This window comes from Streptomyces sp. NPDC015242 (assembly GCF_043079125.1).
Taxonomy (GTDB): domain Bacteria; phylum Actinomycetota; class Actinomycetes; order Streptomycetales; family Streptomycetaceae; genus Streptomyces.
The window spans coordinates 17,776-35,995 of record NZ_JBIBUF010000012.1 but is presented as its reverse complement, the minus strand read 5'-3'; the positions used below and the strand labels follow the sequence as shown (position 1 = coordinate 35,995).

General features: G+C 73.9%; 16 protein-coding genes. 9 read left to right on the top strand and 7 right to left on the bottom strand.

Annotated features, from left to right (window positions below):
- The first annotated feature begins 22 nt into the window (after nucleotides 1-22).
- On the top strand, nucleotides 23-1,651 hold the full coding sequence (locus ACF07N_RS33220; protein WP_392120187.1) for a hypothetical protein: 1,629 nt from the start codon (nucleotides 23-25) through the stop codon (nucleotides 1,649-1,651).
- Here ACF07N_RS33220 and ACF07N_RS33215 read toward each other — a convergent pair.
- The gene (locus ACF07N_RS33215; protein ID WP_392120184.1) at nucleotides 1,605-3,653 is read right to left on the bottom strand and encodes a phosphatase PAP2 family protein; all 2,049 of its coding nucleotides are present in this window, start codon (nucleotides 3,651-3,653) and stop codon (nucleotides 1,605-1,607) included. The genes ACF07N_RS33220 and ACF07N_RS33215 overlap by 47 nt on opposite strands.
- 395 nt (nucleotides 3,654-4,048) lie before the next feature.
- Here ACF07N_RS33215 and proP point away from each other — a divergent pair, with 395 nt between their 5' ends.
- Together proP and ACF07N_RS33205 are read left to right on the top strand one after the other, a co-directional pair.
- Nucleotides 4,049-5,437, top strand: coding sequence for a glycine betaine/L-proline transporter ProP (gene proP, locus ACF07N_RS33210; protein WP_392120181.1), 1,389 nt, complete (start codon nucleotides 4,049-4,051; stop codon nucleotides 5,435-5,437).
- Between the two features lie 92 nt (nucleotides 5,438-5,529).
- Nucleotides 5,530-6,198: an O-methyltransferase gene (locus ACF07N_RS33205; protein ID WP_392120178.1), complete on the top strand. Its 669-nt coding sequence runs from the start codon at nucleotides 5,530-5,532 to the stop codon at nucleotides 6,196-6,198.
- A gap of 10 nt (nucleotides 6,199-6,208) precedes the next feature.
- Here ACF07N_RS33205 and ACF07N_RS33200 read toward each other — a convergent pair whose 3' ends face one another.
- Nucleotides 6,209-6,601, bottom strand: coding sequence for a hypothetical protein (locus tag ACF07N_RS33200; protein ID WP_383323186.1), 393 nt, complete (start codon nucleotides 6,599-6,601; stop codon nucleotides 6,209-6,211).
- A gap of 88 nt (nucleotides 6,602-6,689) precedes the next feature.
- On the opposite strand from ACF07N_RS33200, the gene ACF07N_RS33195 reads away from it, so the two are divergent.
- Nucleotides 6,690-7,097 carry a DUF1992 domain-containing protein gene (locus tag ACF07N_RS33195; RefSeq protein ID WP_383340642.1) on the top strand — a complete coding sequence of 136 codons (408 nt, stop codon included), beginning with the start codon at nucleotides 6,690-6,692 and terminating at the stop codon, nucleotides 7,095-7,097.
- 18 nt (nucleotides 7,098-7,115) lie between these two features.
- Here the strand turns inward: ACF07N_RS33195 and ACF07N_RS33190 are convergent, their stop codons facing one another.
- The gene (locus tag ACF07N_RS33190) at nucleotides 7,116-7,832 is read right to left on the bottom strand and encodes a hypothetical protein (RefSeq protein WP_392120174.1); all 717 of its coding nucleotides are present in this window, start codon (nucleotides 7,830-7,832) and stop codon (nucleotides 7,116-7,118) included.
- Nucleotides 7,833-7,836: 4 nt separating this feature from the next.
- A complete protein-coding gene (locus tag ACF07N_RS33185; protein ID WP_383323177.1) occupies nucleotides 7,837-8,529 on the bottom strand; it encodes a hypothetical protein in 693 nt (230 codons plus the stop codon).
- 169 nt (nucleotides 8,530-8,698) lie between these two features.
- Between ACF07N_RS33185 and ACF07N_RS33180 the strand changes: the two genes are divergently transcribed.
- Nucleotides 8,699-9,190 carry a GNAT family N-acetyltransferase gene (locus ACF07N_RS33180; RefSeq protein ID WP_383323174.1) on the top strand — a complete coding sequence of 164 codons (492 nt, stop codon included), beginning with the start codon at nucleotides 8,699-8,701 and terminating at the stop codon, nucleotides 9,188-9,190.
- Nucleotide 9,191: 1 nt separating this feature from the next.
- On the opposite strand, the gene ACF07N_RS33175 is transcribed toward ACF07N_RS33180, so the two are convergent.
- Nucleotides 9,192-11,243, bottom strand: a complete 2,052-nt coding sequence (locus ACF07N_RS33175) for a DHA2 family efflux MFS transporter permease subunit (protein ID WP_392120169.1) — start codon at nucleotides 11,241-11,243, stop codon at nucleotides 9,192-9,194.
- Nucleotides 11,244-12,199: 956 nt separating this feature from the next.
- On the opposite strand from ACF07N_RS33175, the gene ACF07N_RS33170 reads away from it, so the two are divergent.
- Nucleotides 12,200-13,111 (top strand): peptidoglycan-binding protein, encoded by a 912-nt coding sequence (locus tag ACF07N_RS33170; RefSeq protein ID WP_392120166.1) that lies wholly within the window; start codon nucleotides 12,200-12,202, stop codon nucleotides 13,109-13,111.
- Between the two features lie 27 nt (nucleotides 13,112-13,138).
- The gene (gene cpt, locus ACF07N_RS33165) at nucleotides 13,139-13,714 is read left to right on the top strand and encodes a chloramphenicol phosphotransferase CPT (protein ID WP_392120163.1); all 576 of its coding nucleotides are present in this window, start codon (nucleotides 13,139-13,141) and stop codon (nucleotides 13,712-13,714) included.
- A 245-nt stretch (nucleotides 13,715-13,959) separates the two neighbouring features.
- Here cpt and ACF07N_RS33160 read toward each other — a convergent pair whose 3' ends face one another.
- Nucleotides 13,960-14,619 carry an HAD-IA family hydrolase gene (locus tag ACF07N_RS33160; protein WP_392120160.1) on the bottom strand — a complete coding sequence of 220 codons (660 nt, stop codon included), beginning with the start codon at nucleotides 14,617-14,619 and terminating at the stop codon, nucleotides 13,960-13,962.
- A gap of 199 nt (nucleotides 14,620-14,818) precedes the next feature.
- The gene (locus ACF07N_RS33155; protein WP_392120157.1) at nucleotides 14,819-15,400 is read right to left on the bottom strand and encodes a TMEM165/GDT1 family protein; all 582 of its coding nucleotides are present in this window, start codon (nucleotides 15,398-15,400) and stop codon (nucleotides 14,819-14,821) included.
- A 397-nt stretch (nucleotides 15,401-15,797) separates the two neighbouring features.
- Between ACF07N_RS33155 and ACF07N_RS33150 the strand changes: the two genes are divergently transcribed.
- Together ACF07N_RS33150 and ACF07N_RS33145 are read left to right on the top strand one after the other, a co-directional pair.
- Entirely contained in the window at nucleotides 15,798-16,442 is a 645-nt protein-coding gene (locus tag ACF07N_RS33150; protein ID WP_383340624.1) for an HNH endonuclease family protein, read from the top strand.
- 82 nt (nucleotides 16,443-16,524) lie between these two features.
- Nucleotides 16,525-18,165, top strand: a complete 1,641-nt coding sequence (locus ACF07N_RS33145; protein WP_383323153.1) for an alkaline phosphatase D family protein — start codon at nucleotides 16,525-16,527, stop codon at nucleotides 18,163-18,165.
- The last annotated feature ends 55 nt before the right edge of the window (nucleotides 18,166-18,220 follow it).

Genomic DNA, 18,220 nt, shown 5'->3' with positions numbered 1-18,220 from the left:
TCCGGCCGGCGTCTAGCAACACGTGCTCGCAGCCGATCTCGCCGACATAAGACACACGCGCCCGTCCCCCTCGCGGGGTCACACGCTCCGTACCCTGTACGGGCGCCACCGCGTTCCGCTTCTCGCCACGCTGGCGACGGTCCCGCTCTACGCGACCTGGTGGCTGTTCCTCGCCACCGGCGGCGGCGACCTTGCCGCCCAGTACGCCTGGGCCGGGTTCGCCGCGGAGCACGGCGGATCCGCCTACAACCTGTCGTGGTACGGCGGCATGCACACCGCCAACTACAGCCTGCTGTCCCCGTACGTGATGGCGGCCCTGGGCGTCCGCACCGTCACCGTGGTCTCCGGGCTCGCCGCCTCCTGGCTCGCCGCCGTGCTGATCCGGCGCACCGGCGTACCCGGGCCCCTCGGCCCCGCCCTGCTCGCCTCCCTCGCGCTGTGGTGCAACGTCGCCTCGGGGCGGACGACGTTCGCGCTCGGCGTCGCCCTCGGCCTCGCCGCCTGCCTGCTGCTGACCGGCGAGAAGCGCATCGTGCCGGCCGCCGCGTACGCCGCTCTGACCACCATGGCCTCTCCGGTCGCCGGGCTGTTCCTCGCCGTCGTCGGGGCGGGGTTCCTGCTCACGCGGAAGCCGGCCCGGGCCTGCGCGCTGCTGGTGCCGCCCGCCGCCGTGGTCGGGCTGACCACGCTCCTCTTCCCGTTCCACGGGGAGCAGCCGATGCCGCTGTCGCGCATCTGGCCACCCGTCGTGTTCGCGCTGGCCGTGACGGCGCTGGCGCCGCGTCGCTGGCGGGCCGCCCGCTGGTGCGGGGCCGTCTACGCGGCCGGGACGGTCCTGACGTACGCCGTCGCTTCCCCGGTCGGGACCAACGTCGAGCGCCTCGCGGGCCTGTTCGCCCCGGCCGTGCTCCTCGCGGCCGTGCTGTCCCTGCCCGGGACGGCCCGGCTGCGACGGCTCCTGCTCGTCGCCGCGCTCGTGCTGTCCGTCTCCTGGGTGGGCAAGAAGACGGCCGACGACCTGAAGGCGTCGGTCGTCGTGCCGGCGTGGGCCGCCGAGACCCAGGGGGTCGTGCGGGCCCTGGACCGGCTGGGCGCCGGCCGCGGCCGCGTCGAGGTCGTCCCCGCCCGCGACCACCGCGAGGCCACGCAGCTGGCCCCCCAGGTCAGCCTGGCCCGGGGCTGGAACCGCCAGCTCGACGTGGAACGGGCCCGCCTGTTCTACGACGGCACCTTCTCCGCCGCCACGTACCGGGCCTGGCTGGACCGCTGGGCGGTCGGTTTCGTCGCGCTGCCGGAGGCCAGGCCGGACGGGTACGCCAAGGAGGAGGCCCGGCTGCTCCGCGAGCGGCGGCCCGAGTGGCTGGAGCCCGTCTGGCAGGACGCGAACTGGCGGCTGTACCGCGTCCGCGACGCCGTACCGCTCGTCTCGGCGCCCGGCTCCGTGGTCCGCGCCTCCCCCGCCGAACTGGTCGTCAGGGTCCCGCGCCCGGGGGCGGTGACCGTGCGGATCGCCCACTCGCGGTGGCTGCGCGCCGACGGGGGGTGTCTCACCCGCGACGGCGAGTTCACGCGCCTGAGCGTGCTCGCCGCCGGCGAGTACCGGATCAGCTCGCAGTACGGTCCTTCGACTGATCCGCACGCGCGCTGCTGACCTCGCCGGCGGGCGTCACCGCGCGGGCCCGCGGCCCCTGGAGCACATACGTCAGCCCGAAGCCCAGGCCGACCGCCGCCGCTCCCCCGACCGCGTCCAGCACCCAGTGGTTCGCCGTCGCGACGATCGCCGACACCGTGAAGAGCGGATGGAGCAGGCCCAGTCCCTTCATCCACCACCGGGGCGCCAGCACCGCGATCACCACCCCGCACCACAGCGACCAGCCGAAGTGCAGGGACGGCATGGCCGCGTACTGGTTGGTGAGGGCCGTGAGCGTGCCGTAGTCCGGCTGGGAGAAGTCCTGGACGCCGTGCACGGTGTCGATGAAGCCGAGCGTCGGCATCAGGCGGGGCGGCGCCAGCGGGTAGAGCCAGAAACCGATCAGGGCGAGCAGGGTGGTGATGCCCAGGGCGGAGCGGGCCCAGCGGTAGTCGGCCGGGCGGCGCCAGTAGAGGACGGCGAGGACGCCGAGCGGGACGACGAAGTGGAAGGACGTGTAGTAGTAGTCGAAGAACGCGCGCAGCCAGTCGATCCCGGCGACCGTGTGGTTGGCCCAGTGCTCGATGTCGATGCGCAGGGCCCGTTCCAGGGCGTGAATCTGCGCGCCGTGCTCCTCGGCCTCCGCCCGCCCGGCCGAGTTGCTGCCCCCGGTGGCCGCGAGGCGGACCCGGGAGTAGGCGGCGTAGGTGACCCGGATGAGGAGCAGTTCGAGCAGGAGGTTCGGGCGGGTGAGGACCCGGCGCAGGAACGGCACCAGCGGCACGTGCCGGAAGTGGGACGGGACGGCGGGCGCGTACTCCGCCGGCAGGGGCGACCGGTGGTACGGCGAGGTGCGGGACAGGAACGGCACGGCGGTGGCGGCGGCGAGGGCGGCCAGGAGGACGACGTTGTCACGCAGCGGCGCGAGGATCGTCATGTTCGGCAGGAGCATCTTCGCCGGCAGGGTCATGACCAGCACGACCGTCACCGGCCACACGTACCGGTCGGAGGCGCGCCGGCCGGCCCTGCCCACCACCGCGAGCAGCACCCACAGCAGCTGGTGCTGCCAGGCCGTGGGTGAGACGACGATCGCCGCGCAGCCGGTGATCGCGACGGCGAGGAGCAGCTGGCCGTCGCGGAAGTAGCGCACGGCCCGGCGCAGGGCCAGGACGGCGACGGCCGCGCCGAGCGTGAGGAAGAGGGCGATCTCCGGCGGGCCGCTGAGGCCGAGCCGGAGCAGGGCGCCGTGCAGGGACTGGTTGGCGAGGTCGTCGGCCGGGCCGCCGAGCCCTGCGCCCGCCATGTGGTGGACCCAGTAGCGGTACGAGTCGTGCGGCATCGCCGCCCAGGCGAGTCCGGTGCCGGCGGCGAAGGTGGCGCCGGCGGCGAGTGCGGCGCTTCTGCGGCCGGTGAGCCACAACAGGGGCGTGAAGAGCAGCAAGGTGGGCTGGAGCGCCGCCGCGACGCCGATGAGCAGACCGCTGAGCCGCTGGCCGTGGGCGACGAAGCAGCCCAGCAGGACGAGCAGGACCGGCACGATGCTGGTCTGGCCGAGCCACAGGGTGTTGCGGACCGGCAGGGAGAGCATGAGCAGGCTGATGGCCACGGGGGCGGCCAGCAGCGCCGTGCGGCGGCCGACGGGCGGGGGCAGGGCGCGGGCGGCGATCAGGCCGAGGGCCACGACCAGCAGCAGCGTGCCGAAGGTCCAGCCCCAGCCGAGGGCCTGTTCGGCCGCACGGGTGAGGGGCTTGAGGACGAGTCCGCCGAAGGGCGTGCCGGTGAAGCGGGTCGAGTCGTAGAGCGAGCCGGTCACGTGCAGGACGCCGTCCGGTCCGAGCCAGGTCTCCAGGTCCGTGAGCCGTTCGCCGCGCGGGGTGGCGAGGACGACGGCGACCTGCCGTGCCGCGAGGACGGCGGCGATCAGCCACAGGCCCAGCCGGGCGGCTCTCAGGCGCGGGCGGGCCCCTCCGGCGGATGTCGCTCCGAAGGTGCCCGCCGGTCGTCCGCCGTGATCCGCGCTCATCACGTCTCGTCGGCCTCCCGCCCCAGTTCATCCCGCATGTCCGAGATGCGGGAATTACCTCCGCGAACTTTAAGGGGCGCACGGCGCCCCCGGGGGGAAGACGCGAGCCACCCCGGGTTCACCTGACGTATGTCTGCCTATTTCCGGACGACGATAGTCCGCACGGTGCGCGGCCACCTCTCGTGGACGCGAGAAGGGTCACATCAAGATCCGGTGGGAACCGTGTGCGGCGGGGCAGGAGTGCCAGCACAACCACGATTTGCGTGCACACTGCAACGATCGACGTACGGCCCGTAAGGGGGCCAAACACGCCTATCGTCGCTTTTCGGCCCGTACGACAGCGCCGCCGCGCGGGACCGCGTCCCTGTCCCCGTCGAAAGGTAGGCGAACGAGTCTTGTCGACTGCCTCAGTCGTCACCCCCGCGTCCGTTCCGGCGAGCCGTGCCGCGCAGGCACCCGGCGCCACCGTCACCGACCCCGCGCTCGTGCGGCGCGCGGTGAAGGCGGCCGCGCTGGGCAACGCGATGGAATGGTTCGACTTCGGTGTCTACAGCTACATCGCGGTCACGCTGGGCAAGGTCTTCTTCCCCTCGGGCAACCCCACCGCCCAGCTGCTCTCCACGTTCGGCGCCTTCGCCGCGGCCTTCCTGGTCCGCCCCCTCGGCGGCATGGTCTTCGGCCCGCTCGGCGACCGCGTGGGCCGCCAGAAGGTCCTCGCCCTCACCATGATCATGATGGCCGCGGGCACCTTCGCGATCGGCCTGATCCCGTCGTACGCGACGATCGGTGTGGGCGCGCCGGTCCTGCTCCTCGCGGCCCGGCTCGTGCAGGGCTTCTCCACCGGCGGCGAGTACGCCGGCGCCTCGACGTTCATCGCCGAGTACGCCCCGGACAAGCGGCGCGGCTTCCTCGGCAGCTGGCTGGAGTTCGGCACGCTCGCCGGCTACATCGGCGGCGCGGGCCTGGTCACCCTGATGACCGCCCTGCTCTCCGCCGACGACCTGACCTCCTGGGGCTGGCGCGTCCCGTTCCTGATCGCGGGCCCGATGGGCCTCATCGGCCTTTACCTGCGGATGCGCCTGGAGGAGACCCCGGCGTTCGCCGCCGAGGTCGCCAAGGCCGAGAAGGACCGGCCCAAGGTGCCGCTGCGCGAGATGGTCGCCGGCCAGTGGCGCGCGCTGCTGCTCTGCGTCGGCCTGGTGCTGGTCTTCAACGTCACCGACTACATGCTGCTGTCGTACATGCCGAGCTACCTGACCAGCGAGCTCCACTACGACGAGACGCACGGCCTGCTCGTCGTCCTCGGCGTGATGGTGCTGATGATGGTCGTCCAGCCGTTCGCGGGCGCGCTCACCGACCGGATCGGGCGCCGCCCGGTGATCGCCGCCGGCTGCGCGGGCTTCCTGCTGCTGTCCGTCCCGGCCCTGCTGCTGATCCGCGAGGGCAGTCTGCTCGCGGTCGCGCTCGGCATGGGCGCCCTGGGCCTGCTGCTGGTCTGCTTCACGGCCGCGATGCCCTCGGCGCTCCCGGCCCTGTTCCCGACGAGGGTCCGCTACGGCTCGCTGTCCATCGGCTTCAACGTCTCCGTGTCGCTGTTCGGCGGCACGACCCCGCTGGTGGTCACGGCCCTGATCGGCGCGACCGGGGACATGATGATGCCCGCCTACTACATGATGGCCGCGGCCGTGATCGGCGGTTTCGCGGTGTGGCGCATGGCGGAGTCGGCGGGACGCCCGCTGCCCGGCTCGGCGCCCTCGGTGGCCGGCCGACACGCGGAGCGATAAACCGCTGACAGCCGCCACCGCACCCACTATCGTCGTCAGCGCAAGTCGTTAGACAGGCTAACCATGCGCTGACGTACGGAAGGCAGGGCCGCATGAGCGAGTCGCACGTCTGGGACGCGGTCGACACCTACTTCACCGACCGGCTCGCCCCGGACGACGAGGCCCTGGCGGCGGCCCTGCGCGACAGCGACGCCGCCGGGCTCCCGCACATCAACGTGGCGGGCAACCAGGGCAAGCTCCTCCAGCTCCTGGCCCAGATCCAGGGCGCCCGCCACATCCTGGAGATCGGCACGCTCGGCGGGTACAGCACCATCTGGCTGGCCCGCGCCCTGCCCGGCGACGGGCGGCTGATCTCCCTGGAGTACGAACCACGGCACGCCGAGGTCGCCGTCCGCAACATCGCCCGCGCCGGGCTCGACCGTCTCGTCGAGGTGCGGGTCGGCCCGGCCCTGGAGTCGCTGCCCCAGCTGGCCGACGAGAACCCGCCGCCGTTCGACCTGGTCTTCATCGACGCCGACAAGGTCAACAACCCGCACTACGTGGACTGGGCCGTCCGGCTCACCCGCACGGGCAGCCTGATCGTCCTCGACAACGTGGTGCGCGGCGGCCGGGTCGTCGACGCCGGCAGCAGCGCCCCCGACGTGCGGGGGACGCGCGCCGCGATCGACCTGATCGCCGAGCACCCCCGGCTGAGCGGCACGGCGATCCAGACGGTCGGGCTGAAGGGCTACGACGGCTTCGCGCTGGCCCGGGTGGTGTGAGGCCCGGCCGTCACACCTCGTGGTAGAAGCCGACGTTGACGCTGCGCGGGGCGGTGCGGTCCTGCACCACGAGTTCGCCGCTGCCGCCGCGGGGCAGCGGGACGGTGCCGCCGTAAGCGAGGGGCTGGGTGAACTCCCCGATGGTCAGGCGGACTTCGGAGGACGGGTCGGGCTGGGAGCCGCGCAGCCAGGTGACCTGCCAGGTGCCGTCGGGTCCGCACAGGAACTCCAGGTGCACCCGGGAGACGAACAGCCAGTCGTCCGGGGTGCCGAGCCGGCACACCGACTTGTCGCGGCCCACCCGGAGCACGGCACCCGGCTCGCTGGGCGCGTCGGCCATGAGCATGCCGGCCGTGGCACCCTCCTCCGCCGCGGACACGGCGGCCATGGTGAGTTCGAGCACGTGCGCTCCTCCTGAGACGTCCCGGTGGGTCTGCAAGCCCGCCGAATGATAGAACGCCCAGTTGCGCCGTGTCCGGCACAATGGCCTCATGACCGAGCGAAAGCCACCCGGCGTGGAGTTCGGGTCCTGGGTCGACAAGCAGATCCGTGACGCGGAGGCACGCGGGGAGTTCGACCGGCTGCCCGGGGCGGGCCGCCCGCTGCCGCCCGACGTGGAGAGCACCTACGACGAACTGTGGTGGGTCAAGCGGAAGATGGCCCGCGAGGGCCTGTCCGTGCTCCCTCCGGCGCTGGCGCTGCGCAAAGAGGCGGAGGACGCGCTCCAGGCCGCGTACGCGGCACCCACGGAGCGGATGGTCCGGAAGATCATCGGTGAGATCAACGACAGGATCCGCGAGATGATGTTCAAGCCGCCGCCCGGCCCCCCGCTGGGAAAGAAGCCGTACGACGTCGAGGACGTCGTACGGCAGTGGCGGGAGCGCCGGGCGGATCGTTAGCCGGGCCGTTCACCCGGGTCACACGTGCAACAGCCGTTCCGCCAGCTCGCGGTAGTCCTTCAGGGCCAGCCGGAGCTGCTCGGTGTCGGCGGACGAGACGGACCGGCCCTCGCCGCCCTCCACGGACTGCCAGGAGCGGCGCAGGGTGCGGCGGCGTTCGGTCACGGCCTCGGTGAACCGGGCCGCGATCTCCTCCAGTACGTGGTCGGCCTCCTCGACGGCGGCCCGGGGCCCGTCGACGAACCCGGCGACGGCGTGCTGCAGCCGCGCGCCGTACTTGTCGGAGTCGTCGTGCGGGAAGAGCCGGTCGTGGGAGCCGGAGCCGGACCCGTGCGCGGGGGTGCCGCTGCCGCCGGTGTGCCCGGCGCCCGTGTGCCCGGCGCCCGTGTGCTCGGCGCCCGTGTGCCCAGTGCCCGTGCGGCCGGTGCCCGTGCGGCCGGTGTCGTGCGCTTCGCCGCGGGTCGCGTCCGTACCGGGGGTGCCCGTACCCGGGGTGCCGGTACCGAGGGTGTCCCCGTGGGGGGCCGCCCTGCCGGGCGTGCCGGTGCCGTACTCGTCACCGCGCGGCGCCGCCGTGCCGGGCGCGCCCGTGCCGGGTGCCGTCGCGCGGTCCGCGTCGGTGCCCTGGCGGGTGTCCGGGACCGTCGTCCCGGGGCCGGTGCCCAGGGCGCTCTCGCCGCGGGCGTCGGGCGCGGCCGGCGTGTGGTCGCCGGGCGGTCGGGTCATGTCGGTCATCGACTCAGCTCTCCTTCGCCTGACGTCGGTGCATCGCCCACGGCATGTGGCCGCCGCGGGCCGGGGCCTTGCGGCCGCCGTTCAGTCCGGCACGGTGGTGCCCCTCGTGCCGCTCCTCCTGCCGGCCACCGTCGTGGTGGCCCGGCCGCACCAGTTCCTCGAACAGGGCGCGGGCCGCCAGCATGGCCTCGCGCATGTCTTCCGTACCCTGGCCGCCGTCCCGGGCGTCCTCCGCGCGCAGGTGCGCCGCGCGGTGCACGCGCCGGTAGCCGTCCACGTGGTGGGCGTGGTGCACGGACAGCGCGGCGAGCTGCTCCTCGTACTGCCCACCGTCCGGGTAGCCCCGGGCGCCGGCCAGTTCGCCGAGCAGCCGGTCCGCCTCGGCGACCGCCTCCCGCGGCGAGTCGACGAACCGCTCCTGGGCGGCCGTCCAGCGCGCCTCGTACTGTTCGCGCTGCGCCGGCTCCAGCGGGCGTACGCGCAGGTCGCCGTGGCGCTGCACGCGCTCGGTCAGCTCGCGCTCGGCGGCCTTGGTGTCACCGTCGTGCCGGGCGACGACCCGGTCGTACTCGGGTCCGAAGCGCCGCTTCAGGTTCGGGCCGCGCCGGGGCCCGCGGGAGCGCAGGGTCATGACGGCCGCGATGATGACGACGACCGCCGCGATCACGATCAGAGCAATGATCAGGCCAGTGGACATGGATGCCTTCCGGGTTCTCGGCCCAACCGGCTCTCCTCGCGAGCCGGTTCGCTGTCCGGGTTGCCGCTGAGCCCGCCGCCAAACGGCGCGCGGGCGGACCGGGGGCGTCCGGAGGCCGCGGGGTTATCCGGTTGCGTGACGGGTGGGGCGCCTGTCGAGAATGCGGCTCATGACGTGGACCGTGAACCCGGAGCCGTACGACTCGCCCGTCGCCGCCGCCCTCTGGCGGGCGTACTACACCGAGGTCAGCGACCGCTGGTACCTGCTGCACGAGGGGCGCCGCACCGACCCCGGCGAGCTGGAACGGGAGATCGCGAAGGAGCCTGGCGCCGACCTCGCGCCGCCGCGCGGGCAGTTGCTGGTCGCCCGGTACGGCGGCGAGCCGGCCGGCAGCGCGGGCGTACGGCTGCTGGACGCGGGAACGGCCGAGCTGACGCGGGTGTTCGTGCGCGAGCCGATGCGCGGCAGGGGCGGCGCGCCGCTGCTGGTCCGGGCCGCCGAGGACGCCGCCCGCGCGCTCGGCGCCGCGCGGATGGTCCTGGACACCCGCCGCGATCTCGTCGAGGCCCGCGCCCTCTACGCCCGGCTCGGCTACCACGAGACCGCGCCCCACAACGACGCCCCGTACGCCGACCACTGGTTCGCCAGGCGGCTCGACTGAGTCAGCCCGCCCGCTCCACCGCCCGCGGGGCGTCCGGCCGCTCGCCGCGCGCCCCGCACAGCTCGCCGTTCAGCTCCCGCACGAGGCGTTCCAGGTCGGTCGGCCGGTCCGGCCCCCACCAGTCGCCGAGCAGCTCGGCGAGGGAGTCCTCACGCGCCTGGGCCAGCCGCTCGGCGACCTCGCGCCCCCGGTCGGTCAGGACGAGGTCGAGCCCCTGGCGCAGGGCGAGCCGCCGCTCCTCGACCTGCCGGACGGCCTCCATGATCACGGGCAGCTGCACGGGACCGCGCTCGGCCAGCACGCCCGGCTCCACCGAGCCGTACCGGCGGATCCGCAGCAGCAGCCAGCTCGCCGCGGGCAGCAGGTCGTAGCCCGCCCGCGCAGTGATCGTCCGGTAGACCTCACGCCGGCCCTCACGGGTGCCGAGCACCGACAGGGCCCGGCACACCTCGTCGTGCGAGGACCGCTCGACGGGGTTGCTGGCCAGGGTCTGCGTGGCGTCGGGCGCGGTGACCGAGCCGCGCAGCCGGTCCTCCTTGAGGAACCAGGCCAGCACGAAGCCGAGGAGCGCGACGGGGGCGGCGTAGAGGAAGACGTCCGTGATGGCGGTGGCGTAGGCGTGCAGGGCCGGTGGGCGCAGGTCGGGCGGCAGGGCGGCGATGCCGCGCGGGTCGGCCTCCAGGGCGTCCACCGAGGCGCCGGGCGGCAGCTGCGCTCCCCGGAAGGCGTCCGTGAGCTGCTCGCCGAGCCGGCCCGCGAAGACCGTGCCGAAGACGGCGACGCCGAACGAGGCCCCGATGGAGCGGAAGAAGGTCGCGCCGGAGGTGGCCACGCCCAGGTCGGCGTAGGGCACGGCGTTCTGCACGATGAGCACGAGGACCTGCATCACCAGCCCGAGCCCGAGCCCGAAGACGAAGAAGAAGCCGCTCAGTTCGGCGGTGGAGCTGTTCTCGTCGAGCCGGTGCAGCAGGAGCAGCCCGAGCGTGGTGATGCCGGTGCCGGCGATCGGGAACACCTTCCAGCGGCCGGTCCGGCTGACGATCTGCCCGGAGGCGGTGGAGGCCAGCAGCAGCCCCAGCACCATCGGGAGCATGTGCACCCCGGACATGGTGGGACTGACGCCCTGGACGACCTGGAGGAACGTCGGCAGGTAGGTCATCGCGCCGAACATCGCGAAGCCGACGACGAAGCTGATCACGGCGGAGAGCGTGAAGGTCCGCACGCGGAACAGCCGCAGCGGCAGCACCGGTTCGGCGGCCCGCCGCTCGACGGCCACGAAGGCGGCCGCGAGGACGACGCCCAGGGCCGCGAGACCGGCGATCTGCGGCGACCCCCACGCCCAGGTCGTGCCGCCGAGGGAGGCGACCAGCACCAGGCAGGTGGCGACGGCCGCGACGAGGAAGGTGCCGAGGTAGTCGATGACGTGCCGCTGCCCGGTGCGCGGGATGCGCAGGACCGCGGCGATGACGGCGAGCGCGACGAGGCCGACGGGCAGGTTGACGTAGAACACCCACCGCCAGCTCGCGTGCTGGGTGAACAGCCCGCCGAGCAGTGGCCCGAGCACGCTGGTCGCGCCGAAGACCGCGCCGAACAGCCCCTGGTAGCGGCCGCGTTCGCGCGGGGGCACGAGATCGCCGACGAGCGCCATCGACAGCACGATCAGCCCGCCGCCGCCCAGTCCCTGCACGGCCCGGAAGGCGATCAGCTGCCCCATGTCCTGCGCCGCCCCGCACAGCGCGGAACCGGCCAGGAAGATCACGATCGCGGTCTGGAACAGCCGCTTGCGGCCGTACTGGTCGCCGAGCTTGCCCCACAGCGGGGTCGCGGCGGTCGCGGCCAGCAGATACGCCGTGACCACCCAGGACAGGTGATCGAGACCGCCGAGATCGCTGACGATCGTCGGCAGCGCGGTCGAGACGATGGTCTGGTCGAGCGCCGCGAGCAGCATCCCGAGGAGCAGTGCCCCGAGGGAGACCAGCACGTTCCCGGGCACCTGCTCCGCGGCTGCGGGGGCCGCGGCCGGCGGCTTCGCGGTGTGGGTGTCCCCGCCCATGAGACCTCCCGAGGTCCTGTGACTTTTTCCATCGTGACCGGTGTGCGGGGGTATGGCCCGCCGAGCCCGTTCGGAAGCCGTCGTTCCGGGGGCTCGCCCGCCGCACTGTGGAGAAGATCTGGATAATCTCTGGAGTTCGCGAGGGGAGGGAGGAACGCGTGGAGCAGCCCAACGGCCACCCGTGCCCGGAGTGCGGCGCGCCCAGACAGCGGGACAGCACTCCTTCCTGCGCCTGCACCGACCGCGCCGCCGAGGCCCTCCGCGACGCCCGCACGGCACAGGCAGCGGCGGCGGAGGACTTCGATCCGCTGCGGATCCGGCCGTACGTGGAACTCGACGGCGGGACGGGGCCCGTCCGGAACGTCCCGGCGGCGGGACCCGGGAACGGTCCTGTCGGGGAAGACGGGGCGATGGGGCTTGCGTCCGCCGCCGGGCCTGCGGGGGCCGCCCGGTCTGCGAGGGCCACCGGGTCTGCGGGCACTGCCGGATCTGCCGGGGCCGCGAGGGCCACCGGGTCTACGGGCACGGCCGGGTCTGCCGGAGCCGCGAGGGCCACCGGGTCTGCGGGCACTGCCGGATCTGCCGGGGCCGCGAGGGCCACCGGGTCTACGGGCACTGCCGGGTCTACGGGCACTGCCGGGGCGGTCGGGCATGCGGGGACCGCCGCGTCCGCGAGGACCGCCGGGCCCGCGGAGGCCGCCGGGCACGCGTTGAGCTCCGGGAACCCGGGGACCGCAGAGGCCGCCGGGCACGCGGGAGCCGCCGGGCAGGCAAGGGCCGCTGGGTCTGTGAGGGCCGCCGGGCCTGCCGGGGCCGCAGAGGCCGTCGGGCGCGCAGACGCGGCCGGGCCGCCCCCGGCGGAGGCCGCGCCGGCTCCGGGCGTACCCGCGCCGGGCGCGGCAGCCCCGGGCGTACCGGCACTCGGCGTACCAGCCCCCGGCGGCGCGGTCGGCCGGGTGCCCACCGCCGCCTCTCGGATCTCACCGCCGCCGGAGGCGGAGGCGCCGGAAGCTTCCGCGCCCGCGTCGGCCTCTCCCTTCGACGCCACCGCCCCGCTGCGCCCGGTCGACCCGGACGCGACCGCCGTACTGCCCACCGCCCCGGCCGCCGCGGACACCTCGGTGCTGCCCGCGCCCCTCGTGCCGGGCACGAGCGAGCCCAGCGTCACCGACCTGCACCTCTTCGACGGCCCGGCGGCGCCAGGCCCGAAGACGCCGGGCCCGGAAACCCTCGGAGGCGGCACGGACCTGCCTCCGCGCAGGCGCCGTGGCGTCCTCGTCGCCGCCGCGGCCGCCGCCGGCGTCGGCCTGGTCGCCGCGGCGGGTTACCTCAGCGGGCTGTTCTCCTACGAGAGCCCCTCCCGGGACACCGCGCTCCCGGACGGCATCCGCGCGAGCGTGCCGGACGCCCCACCGGCCAGCGCGGCGCCCACGCCCTCCGCGAGCACCCCGTCGGCAGCCCCGTCGTCGCCCACCGCGGCCTCCCCGTCGCCTTCCCGCAGTGCGAGCCCGTCGCCCTCCGCGTCGCCGTCCACGACCGGCGCCTCGCCGAGCCCGTCGCAGTCGCGCGCCCCGTCGGCCTCGCCGACGACCGCCGCGCCGACCGACCGGGGCGGACCGGAGAACTCCGGCCAGAACGGCCTCGTCACGGTCCTGCGCCGCGGCGACAGCGGCCCGGAGGTCACCGAACTCCAGCTGCGCCTGCGCCAGTTGTACCTCTACAACGACGACGCCGACGGTTCCTACGACCAGCGGCTGGAGGACGCCGTGCGCACCTACCAGTGGTCCCGCGGCGTCCAGACCGACGAACTCGGCGTCTACGACCGGCAGACCCGGGAGAAGCTGGAGGCGGAAACCCGGGAGCCCTGACCGGCCCGGACGCCGTACGGTGACGCCGTGACCACACGGGTGATCGTTCTGAACGGCGGTTCCAGCTCGGGCAAGTCCGGCATCGCCCGGTGCCTGCAGGAGGTGCTGCCGGACCCCTGGCTGTCCCTCTCGGTCGACGACTTCGTCGACGCGATGCCCGCGCGGCTGCGGGACTCGGAGGCCGGCATCACCTTCGGGCCGGACGGCGGCGTCAGCGTGGGCGCGGAGTTCCGCGAACTGGACACGGCCTGGTCGCAGGGCATCGCGGCGATGGCCAGGGCGGGTGCGCGGGTGCTGGTCGACGACGTCTTCCTCGGCGGGCCGGCGTCCCGGCAGCGCTGGGAGCGGGCCCTGGCCGGCCTGGACGTGCTGTGGGTCGGCGTCCGGTGCGACGGCGAGGTCGCGGCCGGACGCGAGATCGCACGCGGCGACCGGGTCCGGGGCATGGCCGCGGCGCAGGCCCGGATCGTGCACCAGGGGATGGCCTACGACGTCGAGGTGGACACCACCCGGACGGAGTCCCTGGCCTGCGCACGGCTCATCGCCGCCCACGTGGACCGCCCCCGGCCGAAGCACGCCACGACCGGCTCGGCCGACACCTGATCAGCCCAGACGCGGCCGGATCGTCCCGTCCGCCCGATGCGCAACCAAGTCGCCTCGTCCGCCTGATCAGCCGATGCGCAGCCAGATCGCCCCGCCCGCCTGATCACCGATGCCCAGCAGGATCGCCCCGCACGCGCGATCATGCCCAGCCGGATCGATCCGTCCACGCGACCAGCCGATGAGCGGCCAGGTCGTCCCGCACGCCTGACCAGCAGATGCCCGGCCGGATCGTCCCGCACGCGCGATCAGCCGATATGCAGCCGGATCGTCCCGTCCGCCCCCGCCTCGACCCGCACCTGCCGGAGGTCCTCCACCACCACGTCCGGCTCGTGGAACGCGGCCCGGGGCCCGACCCCGACGACCGTCATCCCGGCGGCGCGCCCGGCCGCGATCCCGGCTCCGGAGTCCTCGAAGACGACGCAGTCCGCGGGGTCGACGCCCAGCTCGGCGGCGCCCTTGAGGAAGCCCTCGGGGTCGGGCTTGCTCGCCCCGACGGACTCCGCGGTGACCCGCACCTCGGGCAGGCCGAGGCCGGCCGCGGCCATCCGCGCCGTGGACAGCGGCACGTCCGCGGAGGTCACCAGCGCGTGCGGCAGCCCCCGCAGCGAGGCCAGGAACTCCGGCGCCCCGGGAACCGGCACGACACCGTCCGTGTCGGCCGTCTCCTCGGCGAGCATCCGGGCGTTGTCGGCGTGGTTCTGCTCCATCGGCCGGCCGGGCAGCAGCAGCGCCATCGAGGCGTAGCCCTGCCGCCCGTGGACGACCTTCATGACCTCGTCCCCGTCGAGCCCGTGCCGCTCGGCCCAGCGCCGCCAGACGCGTTCGACGGCGGCGTCGGAGTTGACCAGGGTGCCGTCCATGTCCAGCAGGAGGGCGCGGGCGGTGAGCACGGCGGTGGCCGTCATCGGCAGCTCCAAGGCTCGGGGCGCGTTCCAGCGCGGGAGGGGGCGGGCGGCGGATCGCGTCCGTCGCACCCCGGAGGGACAAGGCGGCCCCGCCCGCCGGTCAGGGAAAACGGGCGGAGGCCACTTTGTTTCTCTACGGTACAAAACGAAGCGGCCATCGCGCCAGGGGCCCCCTGGGGACGTTCACCCACTGTTCAGCTCAGCCGGTCACGGCCTCCCACAGGCTCCACACGCCCAGGGCCAGCATCACCAGCGCCGCGATCTGCGTGATGAGCCGCAGCGGCACCTTCTTCATCAGCGCCTTCCCGCCGACGATGCCGAGCCCCGCCACCGCCCACAGCGCCAGCACCGCGCCCAGTCCGACGGAGAGCGGGTCGTCGTAGCGGGCGGCCAGGTTGGCGGTCATGATCTGCGTGAGATCACCGAACTCGGCGACCAGGATGAGCATGAAGCCCGCGCCCGAGACCTTCCAGAAGCTCTGGTTCTCGGGCTTGCGGATCTCCTCCTCGTCCTCGCCCTTCTTCAGCAGCAGCACCGCGGCGCCGCCCAGGAAGAGCACGCCGGTCAGCGCGTGCACGATCTGCTGCGGCAGCAGGGTCAGCACGCTGCCGGCCGCGACCGCGAGCGCGACGTGCAGCGCGAAGGCGGCGGCGACCCCGGCGAAGACGTAGGAGGCGCGGTAGCGGGTGCCGAGGACGAGCCCGGCGAGGGCGGTCTTGTCCGGCAGTTCGGCGAGGAAGACGACGCCGAAGACGACGGCCGTCACGGTCAGGCTGATCAAGGGTTCCTCAATCGGTCGGGGCTGCCCCACCGAGAGTGCGGAGTCTTTCGAAAGATTTCGACGCGACACCTCGGCACGGCAGCGCACTCGGCGCCCGCGCGTACGGCACGGGCGTGCACTGCTTGCCGAAGGTCTCGCTGGCCGGTCCGGTGAAGGACCTGCCTCCGGGCGCCGGCTCAGGCGAGCTGAGCAGTATGTCGACGGTCCGGCGAAGAGCTACTCCCCTTCTGCGCCGTCCATGGTACGCGACGGCCCCGGAGTGAAAAGTTCCGTCTTGAATCTTGTCATGTCATGCACGCGTCACTAACTTCTCACCGGACGCACACCTGTGCGCAACACGGCACCGCGAGCATTCCCTCGCTCGCCCGCCAACACCCCCCTCTCCCAGGGAGTTCGCATGCCCAGGTTCTACGCGCGTCGACGGCTCAGCGTGGCCGCGGCGTTCACCGCCCTCATATCCTCCGTGGCCCTCTTCAGCGCCCCCACGGCCTCCGCCGCCCTCCCCACCCCGGTCAGCGGCGCCACCGCCCGCTCCTACCTCGCCACGCTCACCGTGGCCACCGAGGACCGCACCGGCTACAACCGCGACCTCTTCCCGCACTGGATCACCCAGTCCGGCACCTGCAACACCCGCGAGGTCGTCCTCAAGCGCGACGGCACCAACGTCGTGCAGGACTCCGCCTGCGCCGCCACCAGCGGCAGCTGGTACTCCCCCTACGACGGCGCCACCTGGTCGGCCGCCTCCGACGTCGACATCGACCACCTGGTCCCGCTCGCTGAGGCGTGGGACTCGGGGGCCGACTCCTGGACGACCTCCCGCCGCCAGGCCTTCGCCAACGACCTGACCCGCCCGCAGCTCATCGCGGTCACCGACGACGTCAACCAGGCCAAGGGCGACCAGGACCCGGCCACCTGGATGCCCTCCCGGACGACGTACCGCTGCACCTACGTCCGCGCCTGGGTCCAGGTGAAGTACTACTACGGCCTCTCGGTCGACTCCGCCGAGAAGTCCGCCCTGACCAACTACCTCGCGAGCTGCTGACACGCGCGGAGAATTCGTGTCGGAACCTCCCCGCCGGCCTCCGTCGTTCCGTACCGTACGGGGCGACGGAGAGGGGAACGCCATGGCCGGACTGCGCCTCGGACCGCTGCTGAGGTACACCGACGGTTCGTCCGCGACCGTATGGGTGGAGACGAGCCGCCCGTGCACGGCCGAGGTGCGCTGCGCCGACGGCGCCGGCGGCACGGCCCGCACCTTTCAGATCGCGGGCCACCACTACGCGCTCGTACCGGTCACCGGCCTCACGGCCGGGACGACCACGACGTACGAGGTCCTCCTGGACGACACCCGCGTGTGGCCGCTGCCCGGCTCGCCCTTCCCGCCCTCCGCGATCCACGCGCCGGGCCCGGACGGCGCCCTGCGGGTCGCCTTCGGCTCCTGCCGCTGGGCCTCCCCGCCGGCCGGCGGGGACGACCCGGTCGGGCCGGACGCCCTGGACGCGCTCGCCACCCGGCTCGCGGCCGACCCGGAGGGCGAGCGGCCGCACGTGCTGCTGCTGCTCGGCGACCAGGTGTACGCCGACGAGACCTCCGACGCCACGCAGCGCTGGCTGGCGGACCGCCGCGACCTGAAGGAGCCGCCGGGCAGCGGGGTCGCGGACTACGAGGAGTACACGCACCTCTACTACGAGTCCTGGCTCGACCCGCGCATCCGCTGGCTGCTGTCCACGGTCCCCAGTTTCATGATCTTCGACGACCACGACGTCATCGACGACTGGAACACCTCCGCCGCCTGGCTCGCCGACATGCGCTCCACCGGCTGGTGGCGGGAGCGGCTGCTGAGCGGCCTGATGTCGTACTGGGTCCACCAGCACCTGGGGAACCTCTCCCCGGAGGAGCTGGCCGCCGACCCGGTGTACGAGCAGGTCCGTTCCCTGCCGGACGGCACCGACGTGCTGCGCACCTTCACCGCCCGGGCCGACGCCGACCCGGCCACGGCCCGCTGGAGCTACCGGCGCGACTTCGGGCGCGTACGGCTGGTGATGGTGGACAGCCGGGCGGCCCGCGTCCTCGGCGAGCAGGAGCGCTCGATGCTCGACCCGGGCGAGGAGGAGTGGCTGCGCGAGCAGGTCCTCGACTCCCCCGGCGCCTACGACCACCTGCTGATCGGCACCTCGCTGCCCTGGCTGCTGCCGCATCTGGTGCACGACGCGGAGGGGTGGAACGCGGCCCTGTGCGGGGGCGAGCGGGGCCCCCGCTGGGCCGGGCTGAGCGAGAAGGTGCGCCGGGCCGCCGACCTGGAGCACTGGTCGGCGTTCCCGGAGTCCTTCGCCCGGCTGGCGGAGCTGATCGCCGAGGCGGGGTCGGGGGCGGACGCGCCGGCGACGGTGTGCGTGCTGTCCGGGGACGTCCACCACGCCTACATCGCCGAGCCCTCCTGGCGGTCCCGGCCGGGGCCGGACGCCCGGGTGGTGCAGCTCGTCTGCTCGCCCGTGCACAACTCGGTGCCGCTGTCGATGCGGCTGGCCTTCCGGGCCGGCTGGAGCGCGGCGGCGCGCGGCTTCGGCCGGCTCCTGGCCCGGCACGGCCGGCTGTCCCGTTCGCCGGTCGGCTGGCGCAAGACGGGCGGACCCTGGTTCGGCAACCAGCTCATGACCCTGACCCTGCGCGGCCGTTCGGCCCGGCTGCGGCTGGAGCACGCCGAGGCGCGGCAGGGGACGGGTCCGCGGCTGACAACCCTGCTGGATTCCGAGCTTGCCCCGTAACCGGGGCCTATCGCCCGGTTGTTGACGCTGTGACCCGGGCTGCTGGTGACGCATG